Here is a 25,190-nt window from a genome sequence, read left to right on the forward strand (position 1 = left end):
GCTGCACCACTTGCACCCCGCCTGATAACAGATCATGGCTGGCTCCGCCATGAACGAGAAATTGCGTCTAATCTCCCTCCTGTTGTTTGCCGGGGTGCTGGCTGCTTGTTCGCCGACAAAGCCCGCAGCGCAAAATGCCCAGCCACCGCTTGCCGGTGCCCGGATCGGCGGGCCGTTCATGCTGACCAATCAAGATGGCAAAAGCGTGAGTGATCGCGACTTCGCTGGCCAATATCGGATCATCTATTTCGGCTATACCTATTGCCCCGATGTGTGCCCGGTTGATGTGCAGAATATCGCGCTTGCCATGCACAGCCTGGAAAAGAGCAATCCAGCGCTGGCGGCGCGCATCGTACCGATCTTCATTACCGTCGATCCAGAGCGCGATACGCCGGCGGTCTTGAAGCAATTCGTCACCGCCTTTCATCCCCGGTTGGTCGGGCTCACCGGCAGCCCCGCCGAGATCAAGGCCGTGAAGGATGAATTCGCGATCTATTCCCAGGCCGAGGCGAAGCGGCCCGATGGCGGGTACATCGTCAATCACAGCCGCCAGGCCTATTTGTTCAGTCCTGACGGCAAGCCGCTTGCGCTGTTGCCGCAGGACAAGACCCCGGCTGATATGGTCGCCGATATTGAGCGATGGGCACGATGACGGGCAAATTCTGGGAAGATACCCCGCTGCACAAGCTTGATCGTGCCCAGTGGGAGGCGCTGTGCGACGGCTGCGGCAAATGCTGCGTCCACAAGCTGGAGGATGAGGAGACGGGTGAGCTGCTGCCCACCAATGTCTCGTGTCGGCTGCTCGATCGCACCACCGCCCAATGTTCCAATTACAAGCATCGCCACGCCTATGTCGCCGAATGTGTTCGGTTGACCCCTGCAAAGCTGGCGGAGATTGATTGGCTGCCGAGCAGCTGCGCCTATCGGCTGCGTGAGGATGGCCTGCCGCTGCCAGCCTGGCATTATCTGGTATCGGGTGATCGCGATTCGATTCACCGGGCCGGCATGTCGGTACGCGGGCGGACGATATCGGAAGATGATGCAGGCGAGCTAGAGCATCATCTGATCGATCAGGAATTATGAGCGGCGGGATTGACGTTGTCCGCCACCCGCGCGCGCGCCGGGCCCGGTTGAGCGTCGATCCTGCAACCGGCAAGGTCCGCCTGACAATTCCGAAACGCGCGGCACTTGCCCCGGCGTTACGCTGGGCAGAGGACCATGGCGAATGGATCGCTGAACAGTGCGCGAAACTGCCGGTGCCGCGCCCCTTTGTGCCCGGCGCAATCCTGCCGATCGGCGATGCTATGGTCACGATTTGCTGGGACGGTGCTGCCCCCCGGCGGATTGTCCGGCTTGACGACGCGCTTCATTGCGGCGGCCCGATCGAGGGGCTGCCGCGCCGGATCGCCACCTGGTTGCGGCGTGAAGCGCTTGCTTTGCTCACCCGCGAAACCGACGAATTTGCCGCGCGGCTGGGTGTTTCAGTGAGCCGCGTTGCGATTGGTGACCCGCGCGGTCGTTGGGGCAGTTGCGCGTCAAGCGGCGTGATCCGCTATAGCTGGCGATTGATCCTGATGCCCGATCGGGTGCGGCGAGCGACGGTGGCGCATGAAGTGGCGCACCGTGTTGAGATGAACCACAGTCCCGCTTTTCACGCGCTGGTCGATCGGTTGGTCGGCGAGGATGCGGCAACCGCGCGGATCTGGCTGCGCCGCCACGGCGCCGCGCTTCACTGGTTGGGTCGCGACTCCTGAGTCCGGTCTGGCGGTGGGGCTCGGGTTGGTGCGGGTGCCGGAGGCTGCGCCGGGCGTGGCCCGGATGATCGGCCAAGAACACGGTCTAGCCAGGCCTGATCGAGCTGCTGAGCCGGCGGGCGATCGCCTTCATCGACGGGCGCCCCATTGTCGTCAATCGGCCCGCCATCGGGATTGACCAGGCTGCCATCGCGCGGCGGCGCGTCCGCTGGGTCGACTGGATTGCCATCGGCATCAATGAACAAGCCGTTGTCGGGTGCACCGAAATAGCTTTGTTCATCAAAGGCCAAACCCTCTTCTGGCAGGGTGACGGCGGTTTCGAACTGTTCAACCGGGCGGCGGGCAACCGCGACTTTCATGAACGCAGCAAAAGCGCGCGCGGGGGCGGTGCCGCCCTGCAGGCCGGGGACGGTGCGGGCATCGTCACGGCCCATCCAGACGCCCGTTGTCAGCCCGCTCGAAAAGCCCAGGAACCAGCCATCCTTGTTCGATGTCGTCGTGCCCGTCTTGCCAGCGACCGGACGACCGATCTGCGCGGCGCGGCCGGTTCCGGTATTGACGGCGGTCTGCAGCAGATCGGTCATCTGTGCCGCGACGCTGGGCGCGACCAGCACCTGCGAACGATCGACTTCATGCGCATAGATGGTCACGCCATTGGCGGTCACCTTGGTAATGCCATAGGGCGTTACCGCGACACCCTTGTTCGCGACCGAGGCAAAGGCGCGAGTCATGTCGATCAGCCGGACATCGGCGGTGCCCAGCACCATCGCGGGATGGGTATCCACAGGCGTGGTGATACCAAAGCGTCGGGCCATGTCCGCGATGGTTGAAAAGCCGATTTCCTGGCCCAATTTAGCTGCAACGGTGTTGATCGAATAAGCAAAGGCCGTGCGCAACGTGACGTCGCCGGCGTTGCGACCTGAGCTGTTGCGCGGGCTCCAGCCATTGATGGTGACGGGTTCGTCGGTCACCATCTCTTCGGTGCGGTGGCCGGCTTCCAGGGCGGCAAGATAGACGAACAGCTTGAACGATGATCCCGGCTGGCGCACCGCCTGGGTCGATCGGTTATAAATAGAGGCGACATAATCCTTGCCGCCCACCATCGATCGTACCGCGCCGTCACGATCGAGCGCGATCAGCGCGCCCTGCGCATTTTTTGGCGCGGCACCGCGGATCGCTTCATCGGCGGCGCGCTGCATCGGAAGGTCGAGCGTGGTCCACACTTCAAGCGGGCGGGTCGTTTCATCGATCAGCGTTTCCAGCTGGGGCAGCGCCCAATCGGTGAAGTAGCGGACGCTATTCTGCTTTGGTTCGGGGGCGAGCTTGACCGATGACGGATCGGCTGCGGCGGCCTGTTCGGCCGTAATCGCGCCGGTTTCCTGCATGATGCCGATGACGACCCCGGCCCGCCCAATCGCTGCCTCTGCATCGGCAGTGGGGGAATAATGCGATGGCGCCTTGACCAGGCCGGCAATCACTGCGGCTTCGGACAGGCTCAAACGATCCGCCCCATGGCCGAAAAACCGGCGCGATGCGGCATCGATGCCGTAAGCGCCGCCGCCGAAATAGACCTTGTTGAGGTATAGTTCGAGGATCTGGTCCTTGGTGAATTGCCGCTCCAGCGCCAGCGCCAGCACCATTTCGCGCAGCTTGCGGCCAAAGGTATAGCGATTGGACAGAAAGATCGTCCGCGCGACTTGCTGGGTGATCGTCGATGCACCCTGCAAGCGCCGTCCATTGCCGCGATTGACGATGGCAAAGCGCGTGATCCGCAGCAAGGCAACCGGATCGACGCCGGGATGCGACCGGAAGCGTCGATCCTCAACCGATACGGTCGCATCGCGCATCACGGCGGGGATGCGATCATAAGGCAGCCAGTCGCCATAGCTTGGCCCCAGCGAAACGATCACCGTGCCATCGGCGGCATGCACCCGGATGGTTTGGCCATTGGGGGAAGATTTCAGCTCGTCAAAGCTCGGCAATTGCGCCTTGGCGACATAAACGGCGGTGATCAGCCCGATCAGCCCCAGCGCAAACAGCCCGCCGCAAATCTGCACCGCCAGCACAAAACGGCGGCGCCACATGGGCGGGATGCGGGAAAGGGACCAGTTTGCCATGAAGAAGCGGGGGAATACCGCTTATCCTGTCCACTCACAAGCGGTCAGCGGGGCGCGCCACCGTCACGCGCCCGAAAATCAAGCGAGAGCGAATTCATACAGTAACGCAGGCCGGTTGGCGGGGGGCCATCGGGGAAGACATGACCCAAATGGCCATCGCATCGCGCGCAGCATGCTTCGATTCGAATCATGCCATAGCTCGTATCGCGGTGTTCGGTGACATGCGCCGCGGCGATAGGTTGATTGAAGCTCGGCCAGCCTGATCCCGAATCATATTTGTCGGCACTGTCGAACAACGCAAGCCCACAGCCGCCGCAGTGGTAAATGCCGTCAGCCTTGTTGTCGTTATACCGACCGGTAAAGGCGCGCTCGGTGCCCGCCTCGCGCAGCACGTGATAGGCCTCAGGCGACAGCTGCTTGCGCCATTCGGATTCGGAAAGCGTGATATGGTCCATGGCCACCAGCATCTTATGCTGGCTGCGGCGCGTCAATCGGGGAATGCGCGATCCGGGTGAGCCGGGCGGCGATATCGATCATGATCGGTGCCTTTTTCGCCAGCGCGATCAGGTGGCGGGCGGCCGCCGGGTGCTCGGCCGCAGCGCGGATCAGCCCGGCTACCCCCAAAGGCCGCACCAGATCGCGCGCCAGTCGTCGCTGAAAGCCGGGCGCGGCGTCCGGCCCGCCCTGGGCATAGGCCTGGGCTGCACGGATGCCGCTGGCGATGGCGATCCCCATCCCCTCGCCAGCCAGCGACGGGATGACGCCGGCCTGATCGCCGAGCCGAAACAGGCCGACACTGCCCGTTCGCATCCGCCAGCCATAGGGCACATTAGCCACCGCATCGATTGACCCCGGCGCGCGCCAGGCGAGCCGGTCAGCGAGTGCAGACGATTCGCCTGCCAGCGCGCGAAGCAGGGCCTCCGGACCGCCCGCCTCGATCAATCGCGATCGATGCACCGCCAGGCAAAGATTGCCACTGCCATCCTCCTGCAGATTGATCCCGACATAACCGCGATCGAACAGATGCAGCTCAATCGCGCCGTCGAGCAGCCGGTGCAGCGTTGGTGACGCGCTGAGCCGCACCCGCAGCCCGAGCGACGGATCGGCCTGTTGCGCCTCTGGTGGGCGAGCGAGGCCGCGCAAATCGCGCTTGCCGGTCGCGAGAAAGATCGCCGCTGCCGACATCGCGCTGCCATCGTTGAGGCGCACCGTGCCGCCCTCAATCGCGCGGGCGTCTGCGCCGCGTTCGACAGTGGCGCCCTGCCCGATCGCCTGCGCCATCATCACGCTATCGAGCCGGTGGCGCGACACACCGCGCGCCGGGCGTGGCAAGGCGGCCTTTGCGACCGAGCCCCCCACGAACAGCCGCGCGGTCGTCAGGGTCGCCCGGTTCAACGTGTCGGGATCGATGCCGAGTGCCGTCAGTGAGTCGAGCGAGCGCCAGCTGAGAAAGCCGCCGCACAATGCGTCGCCGGTCGTCGCGGTGCGCTCGATCAGCAGGTGCGGCAGCTTTGCCTGCGCGAGCAGGATCGCGGTCGCGGTCCCGGCCGGCCCGCCGCCGATGATCAGCGCTGGCGTTCGACGCATAATCTGAACGGAAAATAGCGCGCGACAGTCGCGGAATCGATATCGGCGTTTCTCAGGATGATCGGCCATTCGGCGGCGCGATAGGATCGCGCGATTGACAAGGTGCCATCATGTTTGACGATCGGGTGCCAGCGCATCAGCGTCGCCAGCACCGGGAAACCCCAATGGGCGAAACCATGGCGTTCAAGATCGTTGACGAACCAGCCGCGCCGCGCCTCTGCTTCCATGAAGCGCAGAAACGCGACGAGTTGCGGTGGCGTCATATGGTGCGCGACCAGGCTGCTGATCACAACGTCCCAATCGCCACCGGCCTGATCAGCATAATCGCCCGTAACATAGCGGATCGGCAACCCGGCGGGGGTATGCGCCCGCGCAGCCATCTCGCTGCGTGGGTTAAGATCCACCCCGACCAGTTCTGCCTGGATGCCGCGTCGCGCGGCCCAGCCAGCGATCCGGCGGAGCATATCGCCATCGCCAAAGCCGACATCGAGCAGTTTCAGTCGAGTCTGGCCCTTGGTCGCCCGGTTGAGAAAGGCCAGCGTTGGTCGCGCTGCCATCGTCACGGCGTTCACCCGCGCCAGATCGCTGACCACCGCCGCATAGGTCTCGGCGGTCAGATCGTCAGCATCCATCAGCTCCTCAGCGATGGCGCGGTGGCGGAGTTTGCTCATGCCGCCCGCCTGAAGCCAAAGCCTTCCGCCGCCAGCCCGGGCCCGAATGCCAGCGCGACGCCGTCGTCGATCGCTGGCCCGCTCAGCAGGCCAGCCAGCGCGAACATCAATGTTGCCGACGACATATTGCCATAGTCTGCCAGCACCTGCCGCGAGGCGAGCAGCCGCGCCGGATCAATCGCCAGCGCGTGTTCGACCGCATCAAGGATCGATCGTCCGCCGGCATGCACCGCCCAGCCATCAATCTCCGCCGGGGCGCGGCCGCCAGTGGCGGCCCGGGCGAATGCTGGATCGGCGAGTCCGGCGGCAATCCGGGCCGGCACTTCGCCAGACAAATGCATGGCAAAACCCTGATCGGTAATGTCCCAGCGGATCAATTCGACTGATCGCGGCAGGGTCGTCGCAAAGGGCTGGCCGATCTCGAACCCAATTGGGTCCGCCGTCACCAAGGCTGCCGCAGCACCGTCGCCAAATTGCAGCATCGCCAGCAAGGGCTCGATCTCGCTGGTTTCCTGCAAATGCAGGGTCGATAGCTCAACGCACAACACCAGCACGCGCGCCGCCGGTTCGGAGCGAACGATGTGGCGTGCGGTGCGGAGCGCGGCGACGGCGGCATAACAGCCCATAAACCCGATCAGCAGCCGCTCCACCGACGGGGCCAGCCCCAGCCGGGCAGCGATGATCTGGTCGATGCCCGGCGCGACAAAGCCAGTGCAGCTGGCCACGACCAGATGGGTGATGCCCGTGATCGGTATCTCCCGCGACAGCGCTTCGATCGCGGACAGCCCAAGCAGCGGGGCAGCTTCCGCATAAATTGCCATCCGCGCGCCGGTTCCCGGCATCACCGGTACATCATAAAAGCCACCGGCATCGACCGGCGAACCGCCATCCACGCCGCGCGGTAGCACTGACCAGCGATGACCGATCGCCGCGCGCGCCGCCATGCGATCGAACAGCTTGCGCTGGCGCGGATCGCTGATCTGTGCGCGGGCCCAGCCGATAAACGCCTGATGGATATCATGCGATGGCACCGCCGTGCCCAGGGCATTGAGATAAGCGGAAACGGCCAAGCCAGAACCTTCGTCATCGCGGCTGAAGCGGAATAGCTTTTGCCAGGGGGCGGGAATCATGATCAAGAAGCGGCAGATCATGTCCGGCCCTATGTGCGTCATGTAGGGATGAAGCGACAAAAGCGGGAGAGGGCATGGCAGAACGATTCGAACGGCATCGTCAGCCCTGGACGCAGGACGAGATCCAAAAGCTCCATTTGCTCGCGAAAAAGGGCATGGCGCTGAAGGCGATTGCCAAGGCGCTCACCCGCAGCGAGGAATCGGTCAAGGATCGCGCCAAAGCGGACGGCCTGGCTATTGCCCGGCTGCGCTAAGCCGGGCGTCATTATACTGCCATTGAAACCGTGACCCCATGGCTGGGTCCACCGCCGAACTTTCCATTGTCGGGGCCACTTTCACGTGACCTGGCCAGTGCGTTGACGCTGTCGGCCGCAATCCTATAATAATCGACCTGTAATCAATCATGTTAGCGGCGCTGAAAAGTCACCTGCTCATCATGACCTGACTTAGGAAAAGCGTTTGATTATTCTTGGCCTCAACGCTTTTCATGGTGATTCTTCGGCTTGTCTGGTCCGCGATGGCAAGCTGGTTGCCGCCGCTGAGGAGGAGCGGTTCCGTCGGATCAAGCATTGGGCTGGCTTTCCGGCGCAGGCGATTGCCTATGTCCTGCGCGAAGCCGGGGTGACGCTCGCCGATGTTGATGTGGTCGCCTATAATCAGGACAATCGCGCCAATATGCTGCGCAAGCTGGCTTTTGTCGCCCGCACCCGGCCCAATCCTGGCTTTGTGTTGGATCGCCTACGCAATCGCGGCAAGCGCGCGAGCATCGCCGATTTTCTCGCGCATGAGGTTGGCCCCGGTTTCAAGGGCGTGATGGCACCGATCGAGCATCATCGGGCGCATCTTTCCTCCGCCTTCCATGTTTCGCCCTTTCGCGACGCGACGGTGATTTCGGTCGATGGATTTGGCGATTTCAGCAGTGCGGCCTGGGCGCGCGGGAGCGAGTCCAAGATCGATATCGAAGGACGCGTCTTTTTCCCGCATTCGCTTGGCGTTTTCTATCAGGCACTGACCCAGTATCTCGGTTTTCCGCATTATGGCGACGAATATAAGGTGATGGGCCTCGCCCCTTATGGCGCGCCTACCCAGGTCGCTAAGCTCCGCGACATCGTGAAGCTGAAAAATGACGGCAGTTTCGCGCTCAATTTGCGGTATTTTCGCCACCATAAGGAAGGCGTTCCCTATCAATGGGGTGGCGGTATTCCCATGGTCGGGGATTTGTTTTCGGGGGCGCTTGAAGAGTTGCTCGGCCCGCAGCGCGGCAAGGATGAACAGCTGCGCCAGTCGCACCGCGATCTCGCGCGATCCGTCCAGGCCATTTATGAGGAAGCGTTTTTTCACCTGCTCGACACCGTCCAGCCGCGCCACGGTACCACGTCAATCGCGCTTGCGGGCGGATGCGCCAACAATTCTGTCGCCAATGGCAAGATTCGGCGCCGGACAGCCTATACGCGCGTTTATGTCCAATCGGCGGCGGGCGATGCTGGCGGGGCGATTGGTGCTGCCTTTGCGCACTGGCATGCGGCCGGCAATGCCAGATCGTTCGTCATGGACCACGCCTATTGGGGACCGTCTGCACCCGTGGAGGCGATTACCGCGCTACTGACCGAGCGTGCGCCCGCGATCACCGAGGCCGGATGCGCCATATCGCATTTCGAGGATGAGGCGGCACTTTGCGACCATACGGCGTCGGCGATTGCCGACGGCAAGGTGATCGGATGGTTCCAGGGTCGCATGGAATGGGGCCCCCGCGCCCTCGGGAATCGCTCCATTTTGGGCGATCCGCGTCGGGCGGACATGAAGGATATTCTCAACCTGAAGATTAAGCGTCGGGAGAGCTTTCGCCCCTTTGCACCGTCAGTGCTTGCTGAGGGCGTCGCCGATTGGTTTGAGGAGGACGATACCGTCCCCTTCATGATGCAGGTCTTCCAGATTCGCGAAGACAAACGGGCGCGCATTCCGGCGGTCACGCATATCGACGGTTCCGGGCGATTGCAGACGGTTCACGCCGCCACCAACCCCCGCTACCATCGGCTGATCGCTGCTTTTTGCGACATGACCGGGGTGCCGATGGTGCTCAACACATCGTTCAATGAAAATGAACCGGTGGTCTGCGAGCCGCACGAGGCGCTTGATTGTTTCCTCCGCACCAGGATGGACCTACTGGTGATTGGCGATTGGATCATCGAGCGCACCAGCACCTGACGCGGCGCAATGGCCGGCCCTCCCTTGGTTTGGCGGGCCTGGTCGCTTAGAGCGTGATGACGTTAGGTCGCTTCAACCTCATACCCGTTCGGGCTGAGCGAAGTCGAAGCCCACGCGCTTCGCATGCCCTTCGACTTCGCTCAGGGTGAACGGGGTCTGGGTTGGTCCAATCCAAAGTCATCAGACTCTAGAACGGCACGTCGTCGTCCAGATCATCGGGGAAGCCGCCGCCGCTGTTGCCGCCGCCAAAGCCGCCACCGCCACCGCGATTGCCACCACCGCCGCCACGGGGGGCACTTGATCCGCCGCCAAAGTCATCGCGGCCGCCATCCCAGTCGCCGCCACCGCCGCCTGATCCGCCGCCCGATCCGCCGCCGCCACCCGGCGCACCATCGAGCATTGTCAGCACCGAGTTGAAACCCTGGAGCACGATTTCGGTCGAATAACGATCATTGCCGCTGGCATCCTGCCATTTGCGGGTCTTGAGCGCGCCTTCGATATAGACTTTCGAGCCCTTTCGCAGATAGCGCTCAGCGACATTGGCCAGGCCTTCGTTGAAGATCGCCACCGAATGCCATTCGGTCGCTTCCTTGCGCTCGCCGCTATTCTTGTCCTTCCACGTGTCCGACGTGGCGATGCGCAGGTTCACCACCTTGCCGCCATTCTGGAAGGTTTTGCTTTCCGGGTCGCGTCCCAGATTGCCGACGATGATCACCTTGTTGACGCTGCCCGCCATATTCTTGTTCCTAAAGCCCGAGTGCGATGGCGCCCCAATAGGTCGCTCCAGCAGCGATGTAAGCCAGCACGAACAGATAGCCAACCATGAAGGCAGGCCAACGCCAGCTATTGGTTTCGCGCCGGGTGACGGCGATGGTCGAGATGCATTGCGGGGCAAAGACAAACCACATCAGGAAGGCAAGCGCGGTCGGCAGCGACCAGTGCGTCTTCAGATTGGCAGCAAGCGCTTTCTGTCCTGATTCGGCGTCTGGGTTGTCGATCGCATAGACCGTGCCGAGCGCTGCGACCGCGACCTCGCGCGCGGCCATCGCCGGGATCAAGGCCAGCGCGATGTCACGATCGAAACCGATTGGCTTCAGCACCACCGCGAGGCCATTGGCGATGCGGCCAGCGATTGAATAATTGACCGGCGAAATCGGGCTGCCGACCGGCGGCTTGGGAAAGCTCAGCAACAGCCAGAGCGCGACCGTTGAATAGAGGATGATCGTGCCTGCGCGGCGCAGGAAGATGACGACTCGGCTCCACAGCCCCTGCGCAATGTCGCGCGCGCGCGGCATCTGATATTTGGGCATTTCCATCATGAAGCCCGATGAAGCGCCCTGGGTCACGGTGTTGCGCAGCACCAGCGCCGCCACGAACGCGCCGATCACGCCGAAGATATAGAGCCCGAACATCACCACGCCCTGCAGCCCGACAAACGGCAGCACCGGCGTATTGGGGATCAGCGCGCCAATGATCAGCGTATAGACCGGCAACCGCGCCGAGCAGGTCATCAGCGGCGCAATTAGAATCGTCGTCAGCCGGTCCTTCTCGTCTTCGATCGTCCGCGTCGCCATGATGCCGGGGACAGCGCAGGCAAAGCTCGACAGCAAAGGAATGAAGGCGCGGCCCGACAGGCCAACACTCGCCATCACCCGGTCCATCAGAAAGGCAGCGCGAACCATATAGCCGCTCGCCTCCAAGAGCAGGATGAAGAAGAACAGGATCATGATCTGCGGCAGGAAGACGAGCACCGCGCCCACGCCCGCAATCGCGCCATCGACGATCAGCGACTGAAAGAACCCCTCACCGAAGCGCGCGGTGATCGCTGCCCCGAGCGCGCTGAATCCGGCATCGATTGCATCGGCCGGCACCTTCGCCCAGCTGAACACCGCCTGGAACATCAGGAACAAAATCGTCGCCAGCAGGATCATCCCCCAAACCGGGTGCAGCGCAATCGAATCGAGCGTGTGGGTCCAGCGGCGGGTGGGGGTTTCGGATATCGTCGCTGCAACCGCGATCGTCCGCGCGCGGCGTTGCAGCGTGACGATATCCTCCTGCACGCTACCGTCACTGGCGCGCAGGCGCATGAGCGGACCGTGATCGACCATCGCGGCGACCTGTGTCTTCAACTCATCCAGCCCGCGTTTTCTGACCGCGACCGTCGGCACCACTGGCACGCCGAGCTCCCGTGACAAGGCGGCCGCGTCGAGCATCAACCCGTCACGCTCGGCGAGATCGATCATGTTGAGCGCAACCACCACCGGCAGCCCGAGCGCGATCAACTGCAGCGCAAAGCGCAGATGATTGTCGAGATTGGCGGCATCGACCACCACGATCAGCGCGTCGGGCAACCGTTCACCCGCTTGTGCACCGGTCACCACGTCGCGCGTGACGCGCTCGTCGGGGCTGCCGGGATCCAACGAATAGGCACCGGGCAGATCGACCAGCTCGACCGGCCGGCCATCGGGCAGCGCGAGCCGCCCAGAATGCCGTTCGACCGTGACGCCAGGATAATTGCCGACCTTTTGCCGCGCACCGGTCAGCGCGTTGAACAGGGCGCTTTTGCCGGCATTGGGATTGCCGACCAGCGCGACCAGCGGGGCAGGAGTCATTCGGCGGGGTGAAGCGGGGAGACTTGGATAGCGCCAGCGACCGCGCGCCGCAGCGCCACTGTCATTCGGCCGATCCGGCACGCAATCGGTCCGCCACCCAGCCGCGCGCGGTGCAGCACTTCGACACCGACGCCTTCGTCAAAGCCAAGTTCGCGCAGGCGGCGCGCTTCGGGCACTGCCAACCGCGCCCAATCGACCGACGCCACTGTCGCACATTGACGAAGGGCAAGCTGTTCGAGGCTGACGCGACTCTGCATCGCTTGCAGATAGGCGTATTGCGATTGATTATCAATAACCCCTGGCGGCGACCCGCCTTATAATGTCGCGACCAAGGCAGCGATTTCGGCCAGCCGGGCATCATTTCGCTTATAGAATGTCCATTGCTTGATGCGTTTTTGCGCTACCAGCCCCGCGCCGACCAGCTGGCGCATATGCTCGCTCAATGTCGATGCACTGATGCCGAGTTTATCAGCGATTCGTTGTCCGCACACGCCGTCCTCGACCAGGTCACCATCGACCTGCGGCAGGAAATGGGCGCGCGGGTCTTTAAGCCAGCCCAGGATCGCTAGTCGGCTCGGATTGCCCAAGATGCGAAACAGGTCGGCGTCTTGCATTTCGTTCCTTGGCGAATTAACGAAGCGTCATCACGGAGATTATGATGCCGCGCTACGATTTTGAAACCGTCGATGTCTTTACCGATCAGCGCTTCGGCGGCAATCCACTCGCGGTTTTCAGCGATGCATCGGGCATGGACAGCGCGACGATGCAGGCGCTCGCTGCCGAACTCAACCTCAGCGAGACCGCCTTTGTCCTGCCGCCGAGTGATCCCGCCAATGATGCGCGAGTCCGTATCTTCAATCGCAGCGCGGAAATGCCGTTTGCTGGCCATCCCAGCATTGGCACGGCCTGTGTGCTCGCCCGTCGTCGCGATTATCGCGGTGCGAGCCTGAAGCTCGAACTGACCGCCGGCCTGGTCGAGGCGGCGCTCCAGCGCAGCGCGACCGGACGAGTAACGGGCGCCCGCATCGCGGCTCCACAACCGCTGACGACCGCTGCCATCCTTGAACCGGCGGCCATCGCTGCCTGTCTTGGATTGCCGACGAAATCGGTGCTCGGCGACCCGCACCCGCCAACCGAGATTTCGGTCGGCATGAACTTTGTCGCCGCCGCCGTAACGCCGGACGGGATCGCGCAAGCCGTGCCCGACATCGCCCGGTTCCGCGAAACACGCGCGCAGATGGCGGGCAGCGGCGACAGGCTGTCGCTGCTGATTTATGCACGCAACGCAGACCAAATTCATGCCCGCATGTTTGCGCCACTGGCGGGGACTTACGAAGATCCCGCAACCGGCAGCGCCAACGCCGCGCTCGCGGCATTTCTGGTATCGATCGATGGCGTTGAGGAGGCTCGTTTCACCTCCCGCCAGGGGGCCGAGATGGGCCGTCCAAGCGTGTTGCACCTCACCGCGCGCCAAACATCGGCGGGAATCGTCGCCACTGTCGCTGGCAATTGCATCCCGATGTTCAGCGGGTGCTGGGACGATCACACCGCAGGATAGCGCAACCGGCCGATAAACCGACTGAAGCTTGGCAGATTGACCGTGCGCGCGGTGAAGCCGGCCTTGGCCTTTTCAAAGCGCATGATCCCCTCGATCCGTCGGGCCAGGAAGGCGCGGGTATCGGCCCAATCCTCGCTCTCATCGTCGAGGAAGACGGTGACGGTGGCCGCATAGACGCCACCGAGGATCGCCCGCTTGGTATAATGGTTGTAATCGGTCGCAGTATCGCCAGCGAGCCGCCACATCGTATCAACACTGCGCCAGCCAAGCTTGCCCGCCCGTACCACATTTTGGGGCATCGCCAGAATCGCCATCGCCCGGCGCAGTGATTCGCGATTATCGGCCACTGCAGCCAGTCGCGCTTCGACCAAAGCGGTAATCTTTGCGCGCACCTTCATCCGGCCAAGTGCAACCGCGGGCACCGCCTCGGTCATTTGCCGGTCAACATCAGCGAACCAGGCATCAATCATGTCGACGGCGCCGCCGCCAAAGGCCAAAGCGGCGATATCGGGATCGATCCCCGCCGCATCAGCAGCGGCATCAAGCGCGGCGTTGGTCCAGCCGTCAAAAGCAGCATTATCGGCGATCAGCGGCGCAAGCGTCGCGCGGATTTCGTCGATGGTTGCATCAGTCGCAGCAGCGGCAGGCATGGGTGATCTCCTCCAGATTGGGCTGATTAGCTGCTCGCCGGGGCCAAGCCAAGCGGCGCGGGCACGGGCCGCCGCACCAGCACCAGCGCGATCGCCACTAAGATCGCGCCGATCAGATCAGCTGGGCCCAATTGTTCGCCATAGGCGATCCAGCCCACCGCCGCTGCCACGATCGGTTGAATCAGCAGGCCGATGCCGATCACCAGGGGCGATAATTTCCCGAGGGCGTAGATCATCATCCCCTGACCCAATACCTGGCTGCAAAAGGTCAGGCCGATCAGGACGCCCCAATGATCGGGCAGGATTTTTTCGCCCAGCAGCATCGCAACTATCAACAGCGGGGCAATGCTTGCGATGGTCGACATCGCAAGTGCGGCCAAGGGGGCCATTGTTTCACGCGCGCGCGCCATCAGCACGAAATAGGCGGTGTACACAATTCCCGCCAGCAGACAGAAAAGATCGCCACCCAGATGGCGCGGATCAAGACGATAGGATTGCCCCATCAGCAATGCCGCGCCGATCGCGGCCAGCAACAGCGCAATGCCCTGGCTCCGGCTGGGCAGGGCGCGGGCGATCAGAAAGCCGTAAATCGGGAAAAACAGGATCGTCGAATTGCCAAACAAGGTGGCATTGGCGAGCGTGGTGCGCAAAATGCCGATATGCCAACTGGCGAGATCGGCGGCGAAGCACATCCCCGACAGGAACACCACCAGCCAGATCGATCGCGAAATCTGCACTGGTCGCCAGCCGGTTGCCCATGCGGCGGCGACCAGCACCGGCGCGGCGAGCGCGATCCGCCAGAAGGCCGATGCCACCGGCCCGGTATCGGCCATCCGGACAAACCAGGGGCCAAAGGCGAGCGCAACATTGCCGATCAACAGCGCCACAAACGCGGAAGCGGGGGGCGCGGCGGGCGGGACAAGGGCGGTAGCTTCGGCCATGATCGCTTGTTTTTTGGGGGGGCTAGATTTTCTTGGGCACCAAGGATGGTGCATTGCGGCGCATAGCGTTCTATCTCGGTCCCGTCGCCCTTTTAAGGGCTCAATCAGGGAAGTCCTTCATGCCCAGCCTGTTCGATCCTATCCAGCTTGGCGCCATTGCCGCGCCCAATCGCATCCTGATGGCACCGCTGACGCGGGGTCGATCAACCAAGGGCCATGTCCCGCAGCCGGTGATGGGCGATTATTATGCGCAGCGCGCCTCGGCAGGGCTGATCATTTCCGAAGCGACCGGCATCAGCCGTCAGGGGCTCGGCTGGCCGTTCGCACCGGGGCTTTGGACCGACGAGCAGACCGATGCCTGGAAGCCAGTGATCGCGCGTGTGCATGCAGCGGGCGGGCGGATCATTGCGCAGCTTTGGCATATGGGCCGGCAAGTGCACAGTTCAGTGATCGGCGAGCAGCCAGTCTCGTCGTCGGCCACCGCAACCGCAGGTCAGGCGCATACTTATGAGGGTCGCCAGGATTTTGAGGTTGCCCGGCCGCTGACCCTTGAGGAGATCCCCGGCGTGATCGCCGATTATGAACGCGCGACGCGCAATGCGATGGCTGCCGGCTTTGATGGCGTCCAGATTCACAGCGCCAATGGCTATCTGATCGATCAGTTCCTGCGCAACGGCGCCAATCACCGCGACGACATCTATGGCGGGTCGATCGAGAACCGCACGCGCTTGCTGCGTGAAGTGACTGAGCGTGTGGCGTCGGTCGCGGGTGCGGATCGTACCTCGGTTCGCCTGTCGCCCAACGGCGATTCGCAGGGCGTTGATGATAGCGATCCGGCGCCGCTGTTCACGACCGCCGCCAAGATCCTGAGCGAGATCGGCATCGGCTTTCTTGAATTGCGCGAACCCGGCCCCGACGGCACTTTTGGTCGCACCGATGTCCCCCGGCTGTCGCCTGTCATTCGGGAAGCCTTTGCTGGCCCGCTGGTGGTCAATTCGGATTATGTCACCGCCGAAGCGGCACAGGCGGTGATCGATTCCGGCGTGGCGGACGCCGTCAGCTTTGGCCGCACCTTTCTGGCCAATCCCGATCTGCCCGAGCGGCTACGCACCGGCGCGCCGCTCAACGAGGGCAATTTCCGCACCTGGTATAGCCAGGGGCCTGAGGGATATATCGATTACCCGTCACTGGAGTCGGTTGCCGCTGAATAGGTTTTTGGTTCGCGCAGGGGACGCAGAGAAGAAGAAGGTTTTGTTCGCGCGGAGACGCGGAGGCGCGGAGAAGGAAAAGCCTGCACCTCCCCAAAAGGCGACGCAGTCTTTCATTCCCCTGTTGAGAAGCGCGCTGCGCGCCAATGACCCAGCCCCTCTGCGTCTCCGCGCCTCCGCGCGAACCAAATTCTACAAAGGCAAAAAGCGCAGCGGCAGCCCATCCTTGGGCCGCGGAATCGGCCAGGGCTGCCATTCCGCGCCGCTGCCCTCGTCCAGTTCGATTCGGTAGCGGCGCAGCAACTGCACCATCAGGATGCGGATCTGCATCGTCGCGAAGTGCAGCCCCAGGCACATATGTGCGCCGCCGCCGAACGGCACCCAGGCATATTTGTGTCGCCCCTTCGATTGCTCGGCCGAAAAGCGCATGGGGTCGAATTTTTCGGGTTCGGGCCAGATTTCGGGCATTTTGTGGGTATAGGCCACCGCGATGCTGCAAAAAGCGCCGGCGGGAATATCATAGCCGCCAAAGCTGAACGGCTTCAGCGCCCGCCTCGGCAAGGAGGGCACCGGGGGGATCAGCCGCAGCGCTTCCTTGAACGCGAAGTCGGTCAATTCCAGCCGGTCAAGCTGCCCAAAGGCAAGGCCAGCATCATCGTTCAGGCCCAGCTCGGCGATCTCGGCGCGCAATTTCTCCTGCCATTCGGGATTGCGGCCCAGCAGCATCACCAGGCTGGTAGCGGAGGAAGTGATGGTGTCGTGCGCTGCCATCATCAAAAAGTTCATGTGATCAGCAATCGCCATGTCCGACAGCGGCTTGCCGTCCTCATCGGTTGCGCGGCAGAATTGCGAAAAGAAATCCTGTCCGGTCCCGGCGCGCCGTTTGGGAATCTCCGCCAAGAAGAAATCGACCAGATATTTGCGCGCCTTCACCCCTTTGGTCATCATCGTGCCAGGAAGAGGCAGACGGATCGCCGCGACGCTTGCCTGTACCTCATCGACGAACGCCTTGTTGATCCGCGTTGCCTCTGGCCCCAGATCCATCCCCAGAAAGCTCTCCGCCGCCAGATCAAGCGTCAGTTCCTTCACTGCATCGTAAAATTTTATTGGCTTGTTGCCCCAACTGCTTACTTGCCGCGAAATGCCTTCATTCAGGGCCTGTGCGTAATGCCGCATCGGTTCAGGCTTGAAGGCAACCGCCATCACCTTGCGATCCGCGCGATGCTTGTCGAAATCCATCAGCATCAACCCGCGCGGGAACAGCAGATTGAGCAGCGGCCCCCAGCCTTGTTCAGACGAAAACAGCTTGTCGCGATCGAACAGCAGCAGTTCGTTAGCGTCCGGCCCAACCATATTGACCTGCGGCCCACCAAAGGCGTTGTTGCGGAACACCGGGCCATAGGTCGCAATCATCCGCCGCCCGAACGCCACCGGATCGCGCAGCATCTTGAAGGTATTGCCGACCAAAGGCAGCCCGTCCTCGCCCGGAATATGTCCGATCGCGCTTTGCGGGATCGGCTTCAGCCAATGCGGATTGGCCTTGAAGGTATGGGCGAGCGCCATGGGGGTCTCCGGTGTCGTTACTTACATCAGTATAAGTAAGCCTTTGCGCAAACGCCAGCGTAGCCGATATTGGCCGATATCGCCCAATGCCGTTCGGGCTGAGCTAAGTCGAAGCCCAGGCGCTGTGATTGGGCTTCGACTTCGCTCAGCCCGAATGGGTGGGGTTATTCAAGCGATACCAATCTTGTTCTAGCGGCTTGCCCGCCGCGCGCGCCATTCGGCCGCCGACTGCCCCCAGGCGTCGATCGGGTTGGTGTCATGCGGCGGCGGGAGTCGCGTCGGGCCCCGGTTGGTTGCGCCCAGTTTGCGGGCAAGGGCAATCGATGGGGCGTTATCGGGCGAGATCGTGTGGATAACCTCATCCCAACCGAGCACCTCAATCGCGTAATCGATCGACGCAACAGCAGCTTCATGTGCGAAGCCCTTTCCGACGAATTCGCGCGTCAGCCCCCAGGCGATCTCGTTGCCTGGCCAGCCTTCAGGGCACCATGGTCCGGCCCGACCAATCCAGCGTCCCGTCTCGCGCTCGACCAACGAGAACATCGAAAAACCGCGAATATCCCAAGCGCCCGCCATCGTGCAGAGCCCGCGCCACGCGATCGAGCGCGGCTGGACTCCGCCAAGAAAGCGCATCGTCTGCTGATCCCCGTGGAAGCTTATCCAGCTTTCGAGATCGGCTGCAGCGACCGGTCGGAGAATCAAGCGTTCGGTGAACAATGTTGGGCCAGTCATTGTTCAGTCCTCACGATGGGCGATGGCCGAATTTATCGAGCCAGGCGGTCGATGCTCGTCGAATTTCGTCGCGAAGCTTGCGGTTCGTCAGGAACAGCAGCGGCAACAGCAACAAGGGCGATACCATAGCAAGGGTCGCGATGACGGCGGCGGCGCAGGCCAGCGCGACCTTGATCCCATTGACGGTCGTCACGCTGCCGGGATCTAGGATGAGGGTGCGCGGCCCCTTGACATCATAGAACCGGTGCGTGGTGAAGGCGGTGCGCCCGTCAAAGGCGATGCGTTCCAGCTTGCCGGGCGCTGTTTTGGCGCGCTCCCTATGGACGGGTATCATCATCTGCCGTTCAGGCTGCCCGTCCGCCCAGTTATCCACCACCACCAGCCGCCGATCGCGTTCAAAAATACGATAGCGTGGCGGCGGGGGCGGGTTGCGCATTGCGTCAGCCAAAGCGCGCCTTCAGCGCCATCATGGCCAGCGCTGCCTTGGCCGCTTCGCCGCCCTTGTCCTTGTCGGCGGGGTGCGCGCGCGCCAGCGCCTGGGCTTCGTTCTCAACGGTCAAGATGCCATTGCCGATGGCAAGGCCGTCCATGCTGAGCGCCATCAGCCCGCGTGCACTTTCGCCGGCGACGATTTCGAAATGATAGGTTTCGCCGCGAATCACGACGCCAAGCCCGACAAAGGCGTCATAGCCGCCAGTTTCGGCGGCAAAGGCGATCGCGCCGGGCACTTCGAGCGCGCCGGGCACGGTAATCGTTTCATGCGCGTGGCCGGCTGATTCGATTGCTGCGCGCGCGCCGTCGAGCAGCATATCGTTGAGGTGATCATAAAAGCGCGCTTCGACGATGAGAATCTTGGCCATCTGCAATTCCTGCTCGATCCACTCCGACCGGGGCCGGAAGGACATGTTGTTATTCGCCGCCCGTTCCCGGGATTGGCCGTTCGCCGACAATGCTCAGGCCATAGCCGTCCAGCCCCACCAGCGTGTGGTGGGTATTGGTCAGCAATATCATGTCCTGCACGCCAAGTTCGGCCAGAATCTGCGCACCGACGCCGTAATCGCGCAATTCCTCGACCTCTGGCGCGCCCGCGCCCTTGCCCTCGGCGCGCAGCCGGATGAAGCGCGACACGCTGTCCTTCATCGGCCGGTTGATGACGACGATGACGCCCGATCCGGCTTCGGCAATCGCTTCCATCGAGCGTGAGAGCAGCCCCGATCGCTCGGATACCTCACCGAACATGTCGACGAACCACGAAGCGGTGTGCATCCGAACCAGCGTGGGCGCATCGGGATCGATCCGGCCCTTGACCAACGCGATCGTCTCGTCGCCGCTGGCCTTGTTGAAAAAGGTCATTGCTTGCCAGCTGCCGCCCCATTGGCTGTGGAAGCTCATCTCGGCGCGCTTCTCGACAAGATGGTCATGCTTGCGGCGATAGGCGATCAAGTCGCGAATTGTGCCCATTTTCAGGTTATGCAGCCGCGCGAACGACACAAGATCGTCCATCCGCGCCATTGTGCCGTCGTCCTTCATGATCTCGCAGATCACGCCCGATGGATTGAGCCCGGCGAGCCGCGCGACATCGACAGCCGCTTCGGTATGGCCGGCGCGCACCAGCACCCCGCCCTCGCGCGCGACCAGCGGGAAGACATGGCCCGGTGTCACGATATCGCCCTTGCCCTTCGATGCATCGATCGCAACCGAAATGGTGCGCGCACGGTCGGCGGCGGAAATGCCCGTCGTCACCCCTTCGCGCGCCTCGATCGAGGTGGTGAAGGCGGTTTCGTGGCGGGTGCCATTGGCGCGGCTCATCAGTTCGAGGCCAAGCGCATCGACCCGCGCCTTGCTGAGCGACAAACAGATCAGCCCGCGCCCGTGCGTCGCCATGAAATTGATCGCATCGGGTGTCGCCATCTGCGCGGGGATGACGAGATCGCCCTCATTCTCGCGGTCTTCGTCATCGACCAGGATGAACATCCGGCCATTGCGCGCTTCGTCAATAATCTCCTCGATCGGCACCAAGGCGGGCGTGTCGTCATTGCTGAAGACGAAGGTCTCCAGCTTGCGCAGCGTATCCGCGGTCGGGTTCCAGTCGGGCGATTCAAGATCGCGCAGCGTATTGGCGTGAAGGCCGGCCGCGCGGGCCAGGCCGGACCGCGACATGCCCCCATCGGTAACGAGGCTGCGAAGTTTGTCGATTAATTGCGTGCTCATGGGCGGAGATAATCACATCACAATGTGATCGTCAAGCCCATCATCACATCAAAAGCGATTTGTCGATGACGACCCGCTCGCGCATGCGCGACAGATAGCGGGCCAACACATCGATTTCCAGGTTGACCGCATTGCCGACAGCCATGTCGCCGAACGCCGTCACCTGCCAGGTATGCGGGATGATGTTGAGTCCGAAGACGGCGCTTCCCCCTTCATGGTCGGCGACGCTGTTGACCGTCAGCGAGACGCCATCGACCGTCACCGATCCCTTGGCCGCGATGAACGGCGCGATTTCCGCCGGGCAGCGGATATCAACGCGGTGCGAGCCACCCTCGGGCACGATCGACACGACTTCGCCAATGCCATCAACATGGCCGGTGACGATATGCCCGCCAAGCTCATCCCCAATCTTCAACGCGCGTTCGAGATTGAGCCGCCGCCCCTCTGTCCATTGGCCTTGTGCCGTCCGGCTGACGGTTTCGCCCGACACATCGACCGCAAACCAGCCGGGCACCCCTGGACCCGATTTGTCGATGACCGTCAGACACACGCCCGAACAGGCGATCGACGCCCCCAGATCGACCGTCGCCATATCGTAAGTCGATCGGACGACGATTCGCGTGTCGCCGCGTCGCTCGACCAAGTCGATCGTGCCGATATCGGTGATGATGCCTGTGAACATTTGCCCTATCCTCACCCACGCTCGTAGACTTCGAGGCGGTCACTGCCAAGCTCGCGCGCATCGTGGCGTCGCCAACGGCCATGTGCCGCCTCCAATGTAGCGAGCCCGATATCGCCGAGCGCCGCTCTGCCCGCCCCGATCAGGATCGGCGCGCGGTACAGCAGCAACCGATCGACTAGATCGGCCGCCAGGAAAGCGGCGGCTGTTTGCGCGCCCCCTTCAACCAGCAGGTCGTTCACGCCCTCCAGATCGGCAATCGCTGCTGGGGTGGTAATGACGGTCCATTGCCCATTCTCGCGCTGGCCGTCTTCCGGGCGACGGCTGAGCAGGTATCGGCGCGGGCTATGCGCTTCAAGCCCGGGCAGCCGCACGTCCAGCGCCGGCGAATCGGCCTCCAGCGTGCCGCGCCCGACAAGAATCGCTTCATGGCGGGATCGCTCCAAATGCCCATGGGCGCGGGCCATTGGGCCAGTGATCCAGCGGCTGCTGCCATCGGCCATGGCGATTTGCCCGTCGAGCGAGGTGGCGAGCTTGAGGGTTACCTGCGGCCGCCCCAGCGCCTGGCGCGTCAGAAAGCCAGCCATGGATCGCCACGCGTCATCGCTACGGACACCCGTCACCACGGTGATTCCGGCCGATCGCAGCCGGTCAATGCCATCGCCATTGGTCCGTTGATCGGGGTCACCCAGCGCAATGACGACACGCCCCACGCGGTGCTGGATCAGCAGATCGCTGCATGTCGGCCCCCGTAACGACTGATGCGCGCAGGGCTCCAGCGTTGTGTACAGGGTGGCGCCGCTTGCTGCAGGGCCCGCTTCGTCGAGCGCCATCGCCTCAGCATGGGGTCTGCCGCCGGGCTGGGTCCAGCCCCGTCCGATCACCCGGCCTTGATTGACGACGACGCAACCAACATTGGGGTTGGGCGCTGTCCGCCCGCGTCCGCGCGCGCCCAAGGCTAGCGCTGCGCCCATCCAGCGGGCGTCGTCGGCGGTCGCGCTGGCCAATGGGCTGGTCAGATGCCCATCGCCTTCAGCTTGTCATCGAGCCGTTTGAACTCGGCCTGGCGTTCTTTCTGCAGTTTTTCCAACTCGGCCTGCTTTTTGTGCGCGATGACCTGGTCGATCTTCTGCTGCGCCGCGATCTCGGCATCGCTCCGGCTGGCGGGCCATTGCTCGACATAGATGATGTTCTTTCGATACACCCGGTCAGCGTGCGAATCATGGGCAAAGCCCGCCACGACCGCCGATGTGACCACGACCGACAGCGCCAGAAAGCCAAGCTCAAAAGGCCGACGCTGCGCCAGATAAAGCCGCAGATCGCGAATGCCGCGCAAGGGCGAGAAACGAGCGAAATAGTTCATGGCCGCAAGATAGGGCGGGCAAGCCGCCAAGGCCAGCCCCCCGCCTATCTCCTGTCGTGCCCGCTCATGCCCGTCGCGCGCCCAATGCCGTGGCGGTGATCAAGCCTCTTCAATCTGGAACGTCACCCGCATCACGCGCCAGCGTTCAACCGGCGCGCCGCCGCGCGTCGCAGGCTTGAAACGCCATTTGCCGAGCGCGGTCCGCCGGGTTGTTTCGAAGAAATCGTCAGAGGTCGCGCTGACGCGTTCGACAGCGCTCACGCGGCCATCAATGCCGATCAGCACGCGAACGACGACAAAACCGCTGCGTTCGGCGCGCTGTTCGGCGGGCGGATAGGCGGGTTGGAAGCTGCTGCGGTAGCGATCATCGATGCTGGGCTCGATCAACACCGGCGGCGGCGCGGGGGGATCGATGATGACGCCTGTACCCTCGCTGGTGCCGGTCGGTCCGGTCGGGATGATGGTCGTGCCGGGGAAGGTGACGTCCACGGGGCGATCGATCTTGATGATGGGGTCGGCGAGGATCGGTTTCGGTTGGGGCGCGGGATCGGTCTTCGCTCTTGGCTGGACGGGCTCTGGCGGCGGTGGGGGCTCGATCGGAATGTTGATGATCTCAATGGGCACCGGCGGCTTGATCTTGATGATCTCGGGCGCTGCCAGCAGCACCGCGCTCAAAACGCCCGCGTTGATCGCTATCGCCATCGCCAGGCTGCCGGGCTTGATCGCGCCGGGCCGGTCATTTCGTTCAGCATACATGGCCTGTTCTCCATCTTCTCCGCTATCCGGATCAATCGTCCGGTTCAGTGATGGTACAACATAACATGAATGGCTGCAAGCTAGCGTTCCGTAGCGTCAGCTACGCACTCAGCCGTTGCTGGATAGCCTCACTAGAGCCCGGTCGCGCCCGATCAGCGGCAATAATGCCGCCATGTCTGGGCCATGATCCAGCCCGGTCAGCGCGCGACGGAGCGGGAGGAACAGCGCCTTGCCGCTGCGCCCGCTGCTGACCTTGAGCGCGGCGGTCAGCGCGTGCCAGGGGTCACCAGCCCAATCCAGTGCGGCGGCCAGCGCCTTGGCCTCAGCCAAGAAGGCCTGGTCTTCCGGGGCTGACATGGTTTCGACGGGGCCCTCAATCACGCGCCACCAATCCGCCGCCTCGGCGATGATCTTTATGTTGGGGCGGATCGTTTGCCATGTCGGCGCGTCCATGCCGGGTGGCAACTGATCAGCAACTCGCGCAAAATCGAGCTGGTGAATAATCTTGGCGTTGAGTGTTTCCAGCTCGCCATCATCGAAGCGTGCGGGCGCGCGACCGAAGCGGGCGAGATCGAACGCGGCAATCAGCGGGGCGCGGTCGGACAATGGCTCGACCGGATCGCTCGTCCCCAGCCGGGCAAGCAGCGCGATGATGGCTTCGGGCTCGATACCGTTTTCGCGAAATGCCTCGACCCCGATCGAACCGAGCCGCTTCGATAGCTTCCCTTCGGTGCCGACCAGCAAGGCCGCGTGCGCGAACTGCGGCGGTGCGACGCCCATCGCCGCGAACATCTGCAATTGCAGCGCGGTGTTGGAGACATGATCCTCGCCGCGCACGACATGGCTGACGCCCATATCGGCATCGTCGATCGCCGAGGGGAGCATATAGAGCCAGGTCCCGTCAGCACGGCGGATGACCGGATCGCTCATCGTCGCTGGGTCAAGCTTCTGGTGCCCCCGAATCAAATCGTCCCACTCGATCGGCGTGTCATGATCGAGTTTGAAGCGATAATGCGGGCGGACGCCCTCGCTCTCCAGTTTCGCGCGGTCGGCATCGCTCAGCTTTAGCGCGGCCCGGTCATAGACGGGCGGTAGCCCGCGCCCAGCGGCGATTTTGCGCCTGAGATCAAGCTCCTGTGCGGTTTCATAAGCCGGATAGACCCGACCCGCCGCCAGCAGCGCATCAAACCGCGCCTGATACAGGTCGAACCGCTCAGACTGCCGTTCCTCGCCATCGGGCTCCAGCCCCAGCCAGGCGAGATCGGCGCGGATCGCCTCGACAAAGCGTTCCTCGCTGCGTTCGGCATCGGTATCGTCGATCCGCAGCATGAAGCGCCCGCCCAGTTTTCTGGCCAGCAGCCAGTTCTGCAGCGCGGGGCGGATATTGCCGACATGCAGCGTGCCGGTGGGCGAGGGAGCAAAACGGGTGGTGACGGTCATAGCCGTGCTCTAG

The 25,190-nt window shown here is 63.1% G+C and carries 28 protein-coding genes; 7 read left to right on the forward strand and 21 right to left on the reverse strand.

The annotated features are described in order from the left end of the window. Positions 1 to 49 precede the first annotated feature (49 nt). From B7Y43_RS07510 to B7Y43_RS07520, 3 genes are read left to right on the forward strand one after another with little or no spacing between them, the layout of a single operon-like run. Positions 50 to 652 carry an SCO family protein gene (locus B7Y43_RS07510; protein WP_374131006.1) on the forward strand — a complete coding sequence of 201 codons (603 nt, stop codon included), beginning with the start codon at positions 50 to 52 and terminating at the stop codon, positions 650 to 652. After that, positions 649 to 1,083, forward strand: a complete 435-nt coding sequence (locus B7Y43_RS07515) for a YcgN family cysteine cluster protein (RefSeq protein ID WP_374131007.1) — start codon at positions 649 to 651, stop codon at positions 1,081 to 1,083. The genes B7Y43_RS07510 and B7Y43_RS07515 overlap by 4 nt, the downstream gene beginning before the upstream one ends. After that, positions 1,080 to 1,754, forward strand: coding sequence for a M48 family metallopeptidase (locus B7Y43_RS07520; RefSeq protein ID WP_374131008.1), 675 nt, complete (start codon positions 1,080 to 1,082; stop codon positions 1,752 to 1,754). Before B7Y43_RS07515 ends, B7Y43_RS07520 begins: the two co-directional genes overlap by 4 nt. Here the strand turns inward: B7Y43_RS07520 and B7Y43_RS07525 are convergent. The 5 genes from B7Y43_RS07525 to B7Y43_RS07545 all read right to left on the reverse strand — a co-directional run bounded on the left by B7Y43_RS07525 (position 1,730) and on the right by B7Y43_RS07545 (position 7,280). Then, positions 1,730 to 3,838, reverse strand: coding sequence for a transglycosylase domain-containing protein (locus B7Y43_RS07525; RefSeq protein WP_374131009.1), 2,109 nt, complete (start codon positions 3,836 to 3,838; stop codon positions 1,730 to 1,732). The genes B7Y43_RS07520 and B7Y43_RS07525 overlap by 25 nt on opposite strands. Positions 3,839 to 3,915: 77 nt before the next feature. Beyond that, positions 3,916 to 4,326 carry a peptide-methionine (R)-S-oxide reductase MsrB gene (gene msrB, locus B7Y43_RS07530; RefSeq protein WP_374131010.1) on the reverse strand — a complete coding sequence of 137 codons (411 nt, stop codon included), beginning with the start codon at positions 4,324 to 4,326 and terminating at the stop codon, positions 3,916 to 3,918. 13 nt (positions 4,327 to 4,339) lie between these two features. Next, positions 4,340 to 5,458: an NAD(P)/FAD-dependent oxidoreductase gene (locus B7Y43_RS07535; protein WP_374131011.1), complete on the reverse strand. Its 1,119-nt coding sequence runs from the start codon at positions 5,456 to 5,458 to the stop codon at positions 4,340 to 4,342. Continuing rightward, complete coding sequence (locus tag B7Y43_RS07540; RefSeq protein WP_374131012.1) at positions 5,437 to 6,129, reverse strand: methyltransferase domain-containing protein; 693 nt, start codon at positions 6,127 to 6,129, stop codon at positions 5,437 to 5,439. Before B7Y43_RS07540 ends, B7Y43_RS07535 begins: the two co-directional genes overlap by 22 nt. Beyond that, positions 6,126 to 7,280, reverse strand: a complete 1,155-nt coding sequence (locus B7Y43_RS07545; RefSeq protein WP_374131013.1) for a type III polyketide synthase — start codon at positions 7,278 to 7,280, stop codon at positions 6,126 to 6,128. Before B7Y43_RS07545 ends, B7Y43_RS07540 begins: the two co-directional genes overlap by 4 nt. Before the next feature lie 53 nt (positions 7,281 to 7,333). Between B7Y43_RS07545 and B7Y43_RS07550 the strand changes: the two genes are divergently transcribed. Next, on the forward strand, positions 7,334 to 7,513 hold the full coding sequence (locus tag B7Y43_RS07550) for a hypothetical protein (protein ID WP_374131014.1): 180 nt from the start codon (positions 7,334 to 7,336) through the stop codon (positions 7,511 to 7,513). A 205-nt stretch (positions 7,514 to 7,718) separates the two neighbouring features. Then, positions 7,719 to 9,464, forward strand: coding sequence for a carbamoyltransferase (locus B7Y43_RS07555; RefSeq protein WP_374131015.1), 1,746 nt, complete (start codon positions 7,719 to 7,721; stop codon positions 9,462 to 9,464). Positions 9,465 to 9,651: 187 nt separating this feature from the next. Here the strand turns inward: B7Y43_RS07555 and ssb are convergent, their stop codons facing one another. Genes ssb through B7Y43_RS07575 form a run of 4 tightly spaced genes read right to left on the reverse strand, consistent with a single transcriptional unit; the run spans position 9,652 to position 12,690 of the window. Further along, positions 9,652 to 10,200, reverse strand: a complete 549-nt coding sequence (ssb, locus tag B7Y43_RS07560; protein ID WP_374131016.1) for a single-stranded DNA-binding protein — start codon at positions 10,198 to 10,200, stop codon at positions 9,652 to 9,654. A 10-nt stretch (positions 10,201 to 10,210) separates the two neighbouring features. Beyond that, positions 10,211 to 12,076, reverse strand: a complete 1,866-nt coding sequence (locus B7Y43_RS07565; protein ID WP_374131017.1) for a ferrous iron transporter B — start codon at positions 12,074 to 12,076, stop codon at positions 10,211 to 10,213. Next, the gene (locus tag B7Y43_RS07570; protein ID WP_374131018.1) at positions 12,073 to 12,333 is read right to left on the reverse strand and encodes a FeoA family protein; all 261 of its coding nucleotides are present in this window, start codon (positions 12,331 to 12,333) and stop codon (positions 12,073 to 12,075) included. The genes B7Y43_RS07565 and B7Y43_RS07570 overlap by 4 nt, the downstream gene beginning before the upstream one ends. Before the next feature lie 57 nt (positions 12,334 to 12,390). Continuing rightward, entirely contained in the window at positions 12,391 to 12,690 is a 300-nt protein-coding gene (locus B7Y43_RS07575) for a helix-turn-helix transcriptional regulator (protein WP_374131019.1), read from the reverse strand. A 41-nt stretch (positions 12,691 to 12,731) separates the two neighbouring features. On the opposite strand from B7Y43_RS07575, the gene B7Y43_RS07580 reads away from it, so the two are divergent. After that, positions 12,732 to 13,634 (forward strand): PhzF family phenazine biosynthesis protein, encoded by a 903-nt coding sequence (locus tag B7Y43_RS07580; protein WP_374131020.1) that lies wholly within the window; start codon positions 12,732 to 12,734, stop codon positions 13,632 to 13,634. On the opposite strand, the gene B7Y43_RS07585 is transcribed toward B7Y43_RS07580, so the two are convergent. Then, entirely contained in the window at positions 13,619 to 14,284 is a 666-nt protein-coding gene (locus tag B7Y43_RS07585; RefSeq protein ID WP_374131021.1) for a COQ9 family protein, read from the reverse strand. The two genes, B7Y43_RS07580 and B7Y43_RS07585, sit on opposite strands and share 16 nt — an antisense overlap. Before the next feature lie 26 nt (positions 14,285 to 14,310). Continuing rightward, entirely contained in the window at positions 14,311 to 15,225 is a 915-nt protein-coding gene (locus B7Y43_RS07590) for a DMT family transporter (RefSeq protein ID WP_374131022.1), read from the reverse strand. 119 nt (positions 15,226 to 15,344) lie between these two features. On the opposite strand from B7Y43_RS07590, the gene B7Y43_RS07595 reads away from it, so the two are divergent. After that, a complete protein-coding gene (locus B7Y43_RS07595) occupies positions 15,345 to 16,436 on the forward strand; it encodes an alkene reductase (RefSeq protein WP_374131023.1) in 1,092 nt (363 codons plus the stop codon). 189 nt (positions 16,437 to 16,625) lie between these two features. Here B7Y43_RS07595 and B7Y43_RS07600 read toward each other — a convergent pair whose 3' ends face one another. From B7Y43_RS07600 to gltX, 10 genes are all read right to left on the reverse strand, one after another. Beyond that, a complete protein-coding gene (locus B7Y43_RS07600) occupies positions 16,626 to 17,996 on the reverse strand; it encodes a cytochrome P450 (protein ID WP_374131024.1) in 1,371 nt (456 codons plus the stop codon). 189 nt (positions 17,997 to 18,185) lie between these two features. After that, complete coding sequence (locus B7Y43_RS07605) at positions 18,186 to 18,728, reverse strand: GNAT family N-acetyltransferase (RefSeq protein ID WP_374131025.1); 543 nt, start codon at positions 18,726 to 18,728, stop codon at positions 18,186 to 18,188. 10 nt (positions 18,729 to 18,738) lie between these two features. Next, positions 18,739 to 19,164, reverse strand: coding sequence for a hypothetical protein (locus B7Y43_RS07610; protein WP_374131026.1), 426 nt, complete (start codon positions 19,162 to 19,164; stop codon positions 18,739 to 18,741). Between the two features lie 4 nt (positions 19,165 to 19,168). Beyond that, complete coding sequence (ribH, locus tag B7Y43_RS07615) at positions 19,169 to 19,588, reverse strand: 6,7-dimethyl-8-ribityllumazine synthase (RefSeq protein WP_374131027.1); 420 nt, start codon at positions 19,586 to 19,588, stop codon at positions 19,169 to 19,171. Between the two features lie 49 nt (positions 19,589 to 19,637). Further along, the gene (gene ribB / locus B7Y43_RS07620; RefSeq protein ID WP_374131028.1) at positions 19,638 to 20,939 is read right to left on the reverse strand and encodes a 3,4-dihydroxy-2-butanone-4-phosphate synthase; all 1,302 of its coding nucleotides are present in this window, start codon (positions 20,937 to 20,939) and stop codon (positions 19,638 to 19,640) included. A 43-nt stretch (positions 20,940 to 20,982) separates the two neighbouring features. Beyond that, positions 20,983 to 21,621 (reverse strand): riboflavin synthase, encoded by a 639-nt coding sequence (locus B7Y43_RS07625; RefSeq protein ID WP_374131029.1) that lies wholly within the window; start codon positions 21,619 to 21,621, stop codon positions 20,983 to 20,985. An 11-nt stretch (positions 21,622 to 21,632) separates the two neighbouring features. Then, complete coding sequence (ribD, locus tag B7Y43_RS07630; protein ID WP_374131030.1) at positions 21,633 to 22,625, reverse strand: bifunctional diaminohydroxyphosphoribosylaminopyrimidine deaminase/5-amino-6-(5-phosphoribosylamino)uracil reductase RibD; 993 nt, start codon at positions 22,623 to 22,625, stop codon at positions 21,633 to 21,635. An 8-nt stretch (positions 22,626 to 22,633) separates the two neighbouring features. Then, positions 22,634 to 22,981, reverse strand: a complete 348-nt coding sequence (locus tag B7Y43_RS07635; protein WP_374131031.1) for a hypothetical protein — start codon at positions 22,979 to 22,981, stop codon at positions 22,634 to 22,636. Positions 22,982 to 23,080: 99 nt separating this feature from the next. Further along, on the reverse strand, positions 23,081 to 23,737 hold the full coding sequence (locus B7Y43_RS07640) for an energy transducer TonB (RefSeq protein ID WP_374131032.1): 657 nt from the start codon (positions 23,735 to 23,737) through the stop codon (positions 23,081 to 23,083). Between the two features lie 108 nt (positions 23,738 to 23,845). Then, entirely contained in the window at positions 23,846 to 25,177 is a 1,332-nt protein-coding gene (gltX, locus tag B7Y43_RS07645; protein ID WP_374131033.1) for a glutamate--tRNA ligase, read from the reverse strand. Positions 25,178 to 25,190: the final 13 nt, after the last annotated feature.

It is taken from the genome of Sphingomonas sp. 28-62-20, from assembly GCF_002281505.1.

Excerpts from the sequence above, each read along its gene's own strand:
- B7Y43_RS07510 (WP_374131006.1), top strand. The coding sequence starts at position 50 with ATGAACGAGAAATTGCGTCTAATCTCCCTCCTGTTGTTTGCCGGGGTG.
- B7Y43_RS07515 (WP_374131007.1), top strand. The coding sequence starts at position 649 with ATGACGGGCAAATTCTGGGAAGATACCCCGCTGCACAAGCTTGATCGT.
- B7Y43_RS07520 (WP_374131008.1), top strand. The coding sequence starts at position 1,080 with ATGAGCGGCGGGATTGACGTTGTCCGCCACCCGCGCGCGCGCCGGGCC.
- B7Y43_RS07525 (WP_374131009.1), bottom strand. The coding sequence starts at position 3,838 with ATGTGGCGCCGCCGTTTTGTGCTGGCGGTGCAGATTTGCGGCGGGCTG.
- msrB (WP_374131010.1), bottom strand. The coding sequence starts at position 4,326 with ATGGACCATATCACGCTTTCCGAATCCGAATGGCGCAAGCAGCTGTCG.
- B7Y43_RS07535 (WP_374131011.1), bottom strand. The coding sequence starts at position 5,458 with ATGCGTCGAACGCCAGCGCTGATCATCGGCGGCGGGCCGGCCGGGACC.
- B7Y43_RS07540 (WP_374131012.1), bottom strand. The coding sequence starts at position 6,129 with ATGAGCAAACTCCGCCACCGCGCCATCGCTGAGGAGCTGATGGATGCT.
- B7Y43_RS07545 (WP_374131013.1), bottom strand. The coding sequence starts at position 7,280 with ATGATCTGCCGCTTCTTGATCATGATTCCCGCCCCCTGGCAAAAGCTA.
- B7Y43_RS07550 (WP_374131014.1), top strand. The coding sequence starts at position 7,334 with ATGGCAGAACGATTCGAACGGCATCGTCAGCCCTGGACGCAGGACGAG.
- ssb (WP_374131016.1), bottom strand. The coding sequence starts at position 10,200 with ATGGCGGGCAGCGTCAACAAGGTGATCATCGTCGGCAATCTGGGACGC.
- B7Y43_RS07565 (WP_374131017.1), bottom strand. The coding sequence starts at position 12,076 with ATGACTCCTGCCCCGCTGGTCGCGCTGGTCGGCAATCCCAATGCCGGC.
- B7Y43_RS07570 (WP_374131018.1), bottom strand. The coding sequence starts at position 12,333 with ATGCAGAGTCGCGTCAGCCTCGAACAGCTTGCCCTTCGTCAATGTGCG.
- B7Y43_RS07575 (WP_374131019.1), bottom strand. The coding sequence starts at position 12,690 with ATGCAAGACGCCGACCTGTTTCGCATCTTGGGCAATCCGAGCCGACTA.
- B7Y43_RS07580 (WP_374131020.1), top strand. The coding sequence starts at position 12,732 with ATGATGCCGCGCTACGATTTTGAAACCGTCGATGTCTTTACCGATCAG.
- B7Y43_RS07585 (WP_374131021.1), bottom strand. The coding sequence starts at position 14,284 with ATGCCTGCCGCTGCTGCGACTGATGCAACCATCGACGAAATCCGCGCG.
- B7Y43_RS07590 (WP_374131022.1), bottom strand. The coding sequence starts at position 15,225 with ATGGCCGAAGCTACCGCCCTTGTCCCGCCCGCCGCGCCCCCCGCTTCC.
- B7Y43_RS07595 (WP_374131023.1), top strand. The coding sequence starts at position 15,345 with ATGCCCAGCCTGTTCGATCCTATCCAGCTTGGCGCCATTGCCGCGCCC.
- B7Y43_RS07600 (WP_374131024.1), bottom strand. The coding sequence starts at position 17,996 with ATGGCGCTCGCCCATACCTTCAAGGCCAATCCGCATTGGCTGAAGCCG.
- B7Y43_RS07605 (WP_374131025.1), bottom strand. The coding sequence starts at position 18,728 with ATGACTGGCCCAACATTGTTCACCGAACGCTTGATTCTCCGACCGGTC.
- B7Y43_RS07610 (WP_374131026.1), bottom strand. The coding sequence starts at position 19,164 with ATGCGCAACCCGCCCCCGCCGCCACGCTATCGTATTTTTGAACGCGAT.
- ribH (WP_374131027.1), bottom strand. The coding sequence starts at position 19,588 with ATGGCCAAGATTCTCATCGTCGAAGCGCGCTTTTATGATCACCTCAAC.
- ribB (WP_374131028.1), bottom strand. The coding sequence starts at position 20,939 with ATGAGCACGCAATTAATCGACAAACTTCGCAGCCTCGTTACCGATGGG.
- B7Y43_RS07625 (WP_374131029.1), bottom strand. The coding sequence starts at position 21,621 with ATGTTCACAGGCATCATCACCGATATCGGCACGATCGACTTGGTCGAG.
- B7Y43_RS07635 (WP_374131031.1), bottom strand. The coding sequence starts at position 22,981 with ATGAACTATTTCGCTCGTTTCTCGCCCTTGCGCGGCATTCGCGATCTG.
- B7Y43_RS07640 (WP_374131032.1), bottom strand. The coding sequence starts at position 23,737 with ATGTATGCTGAACGAAATGACCGGCCCGGCGCGATCAAGCCCGGCAGC.
- gltX (WP_374131033.1), bottom strand. The coding sequence starts at position 25,177 with ATGACCGTCACCACCCGTTTTGCTCCCTCGCCCACCGGCACGCTGCAT.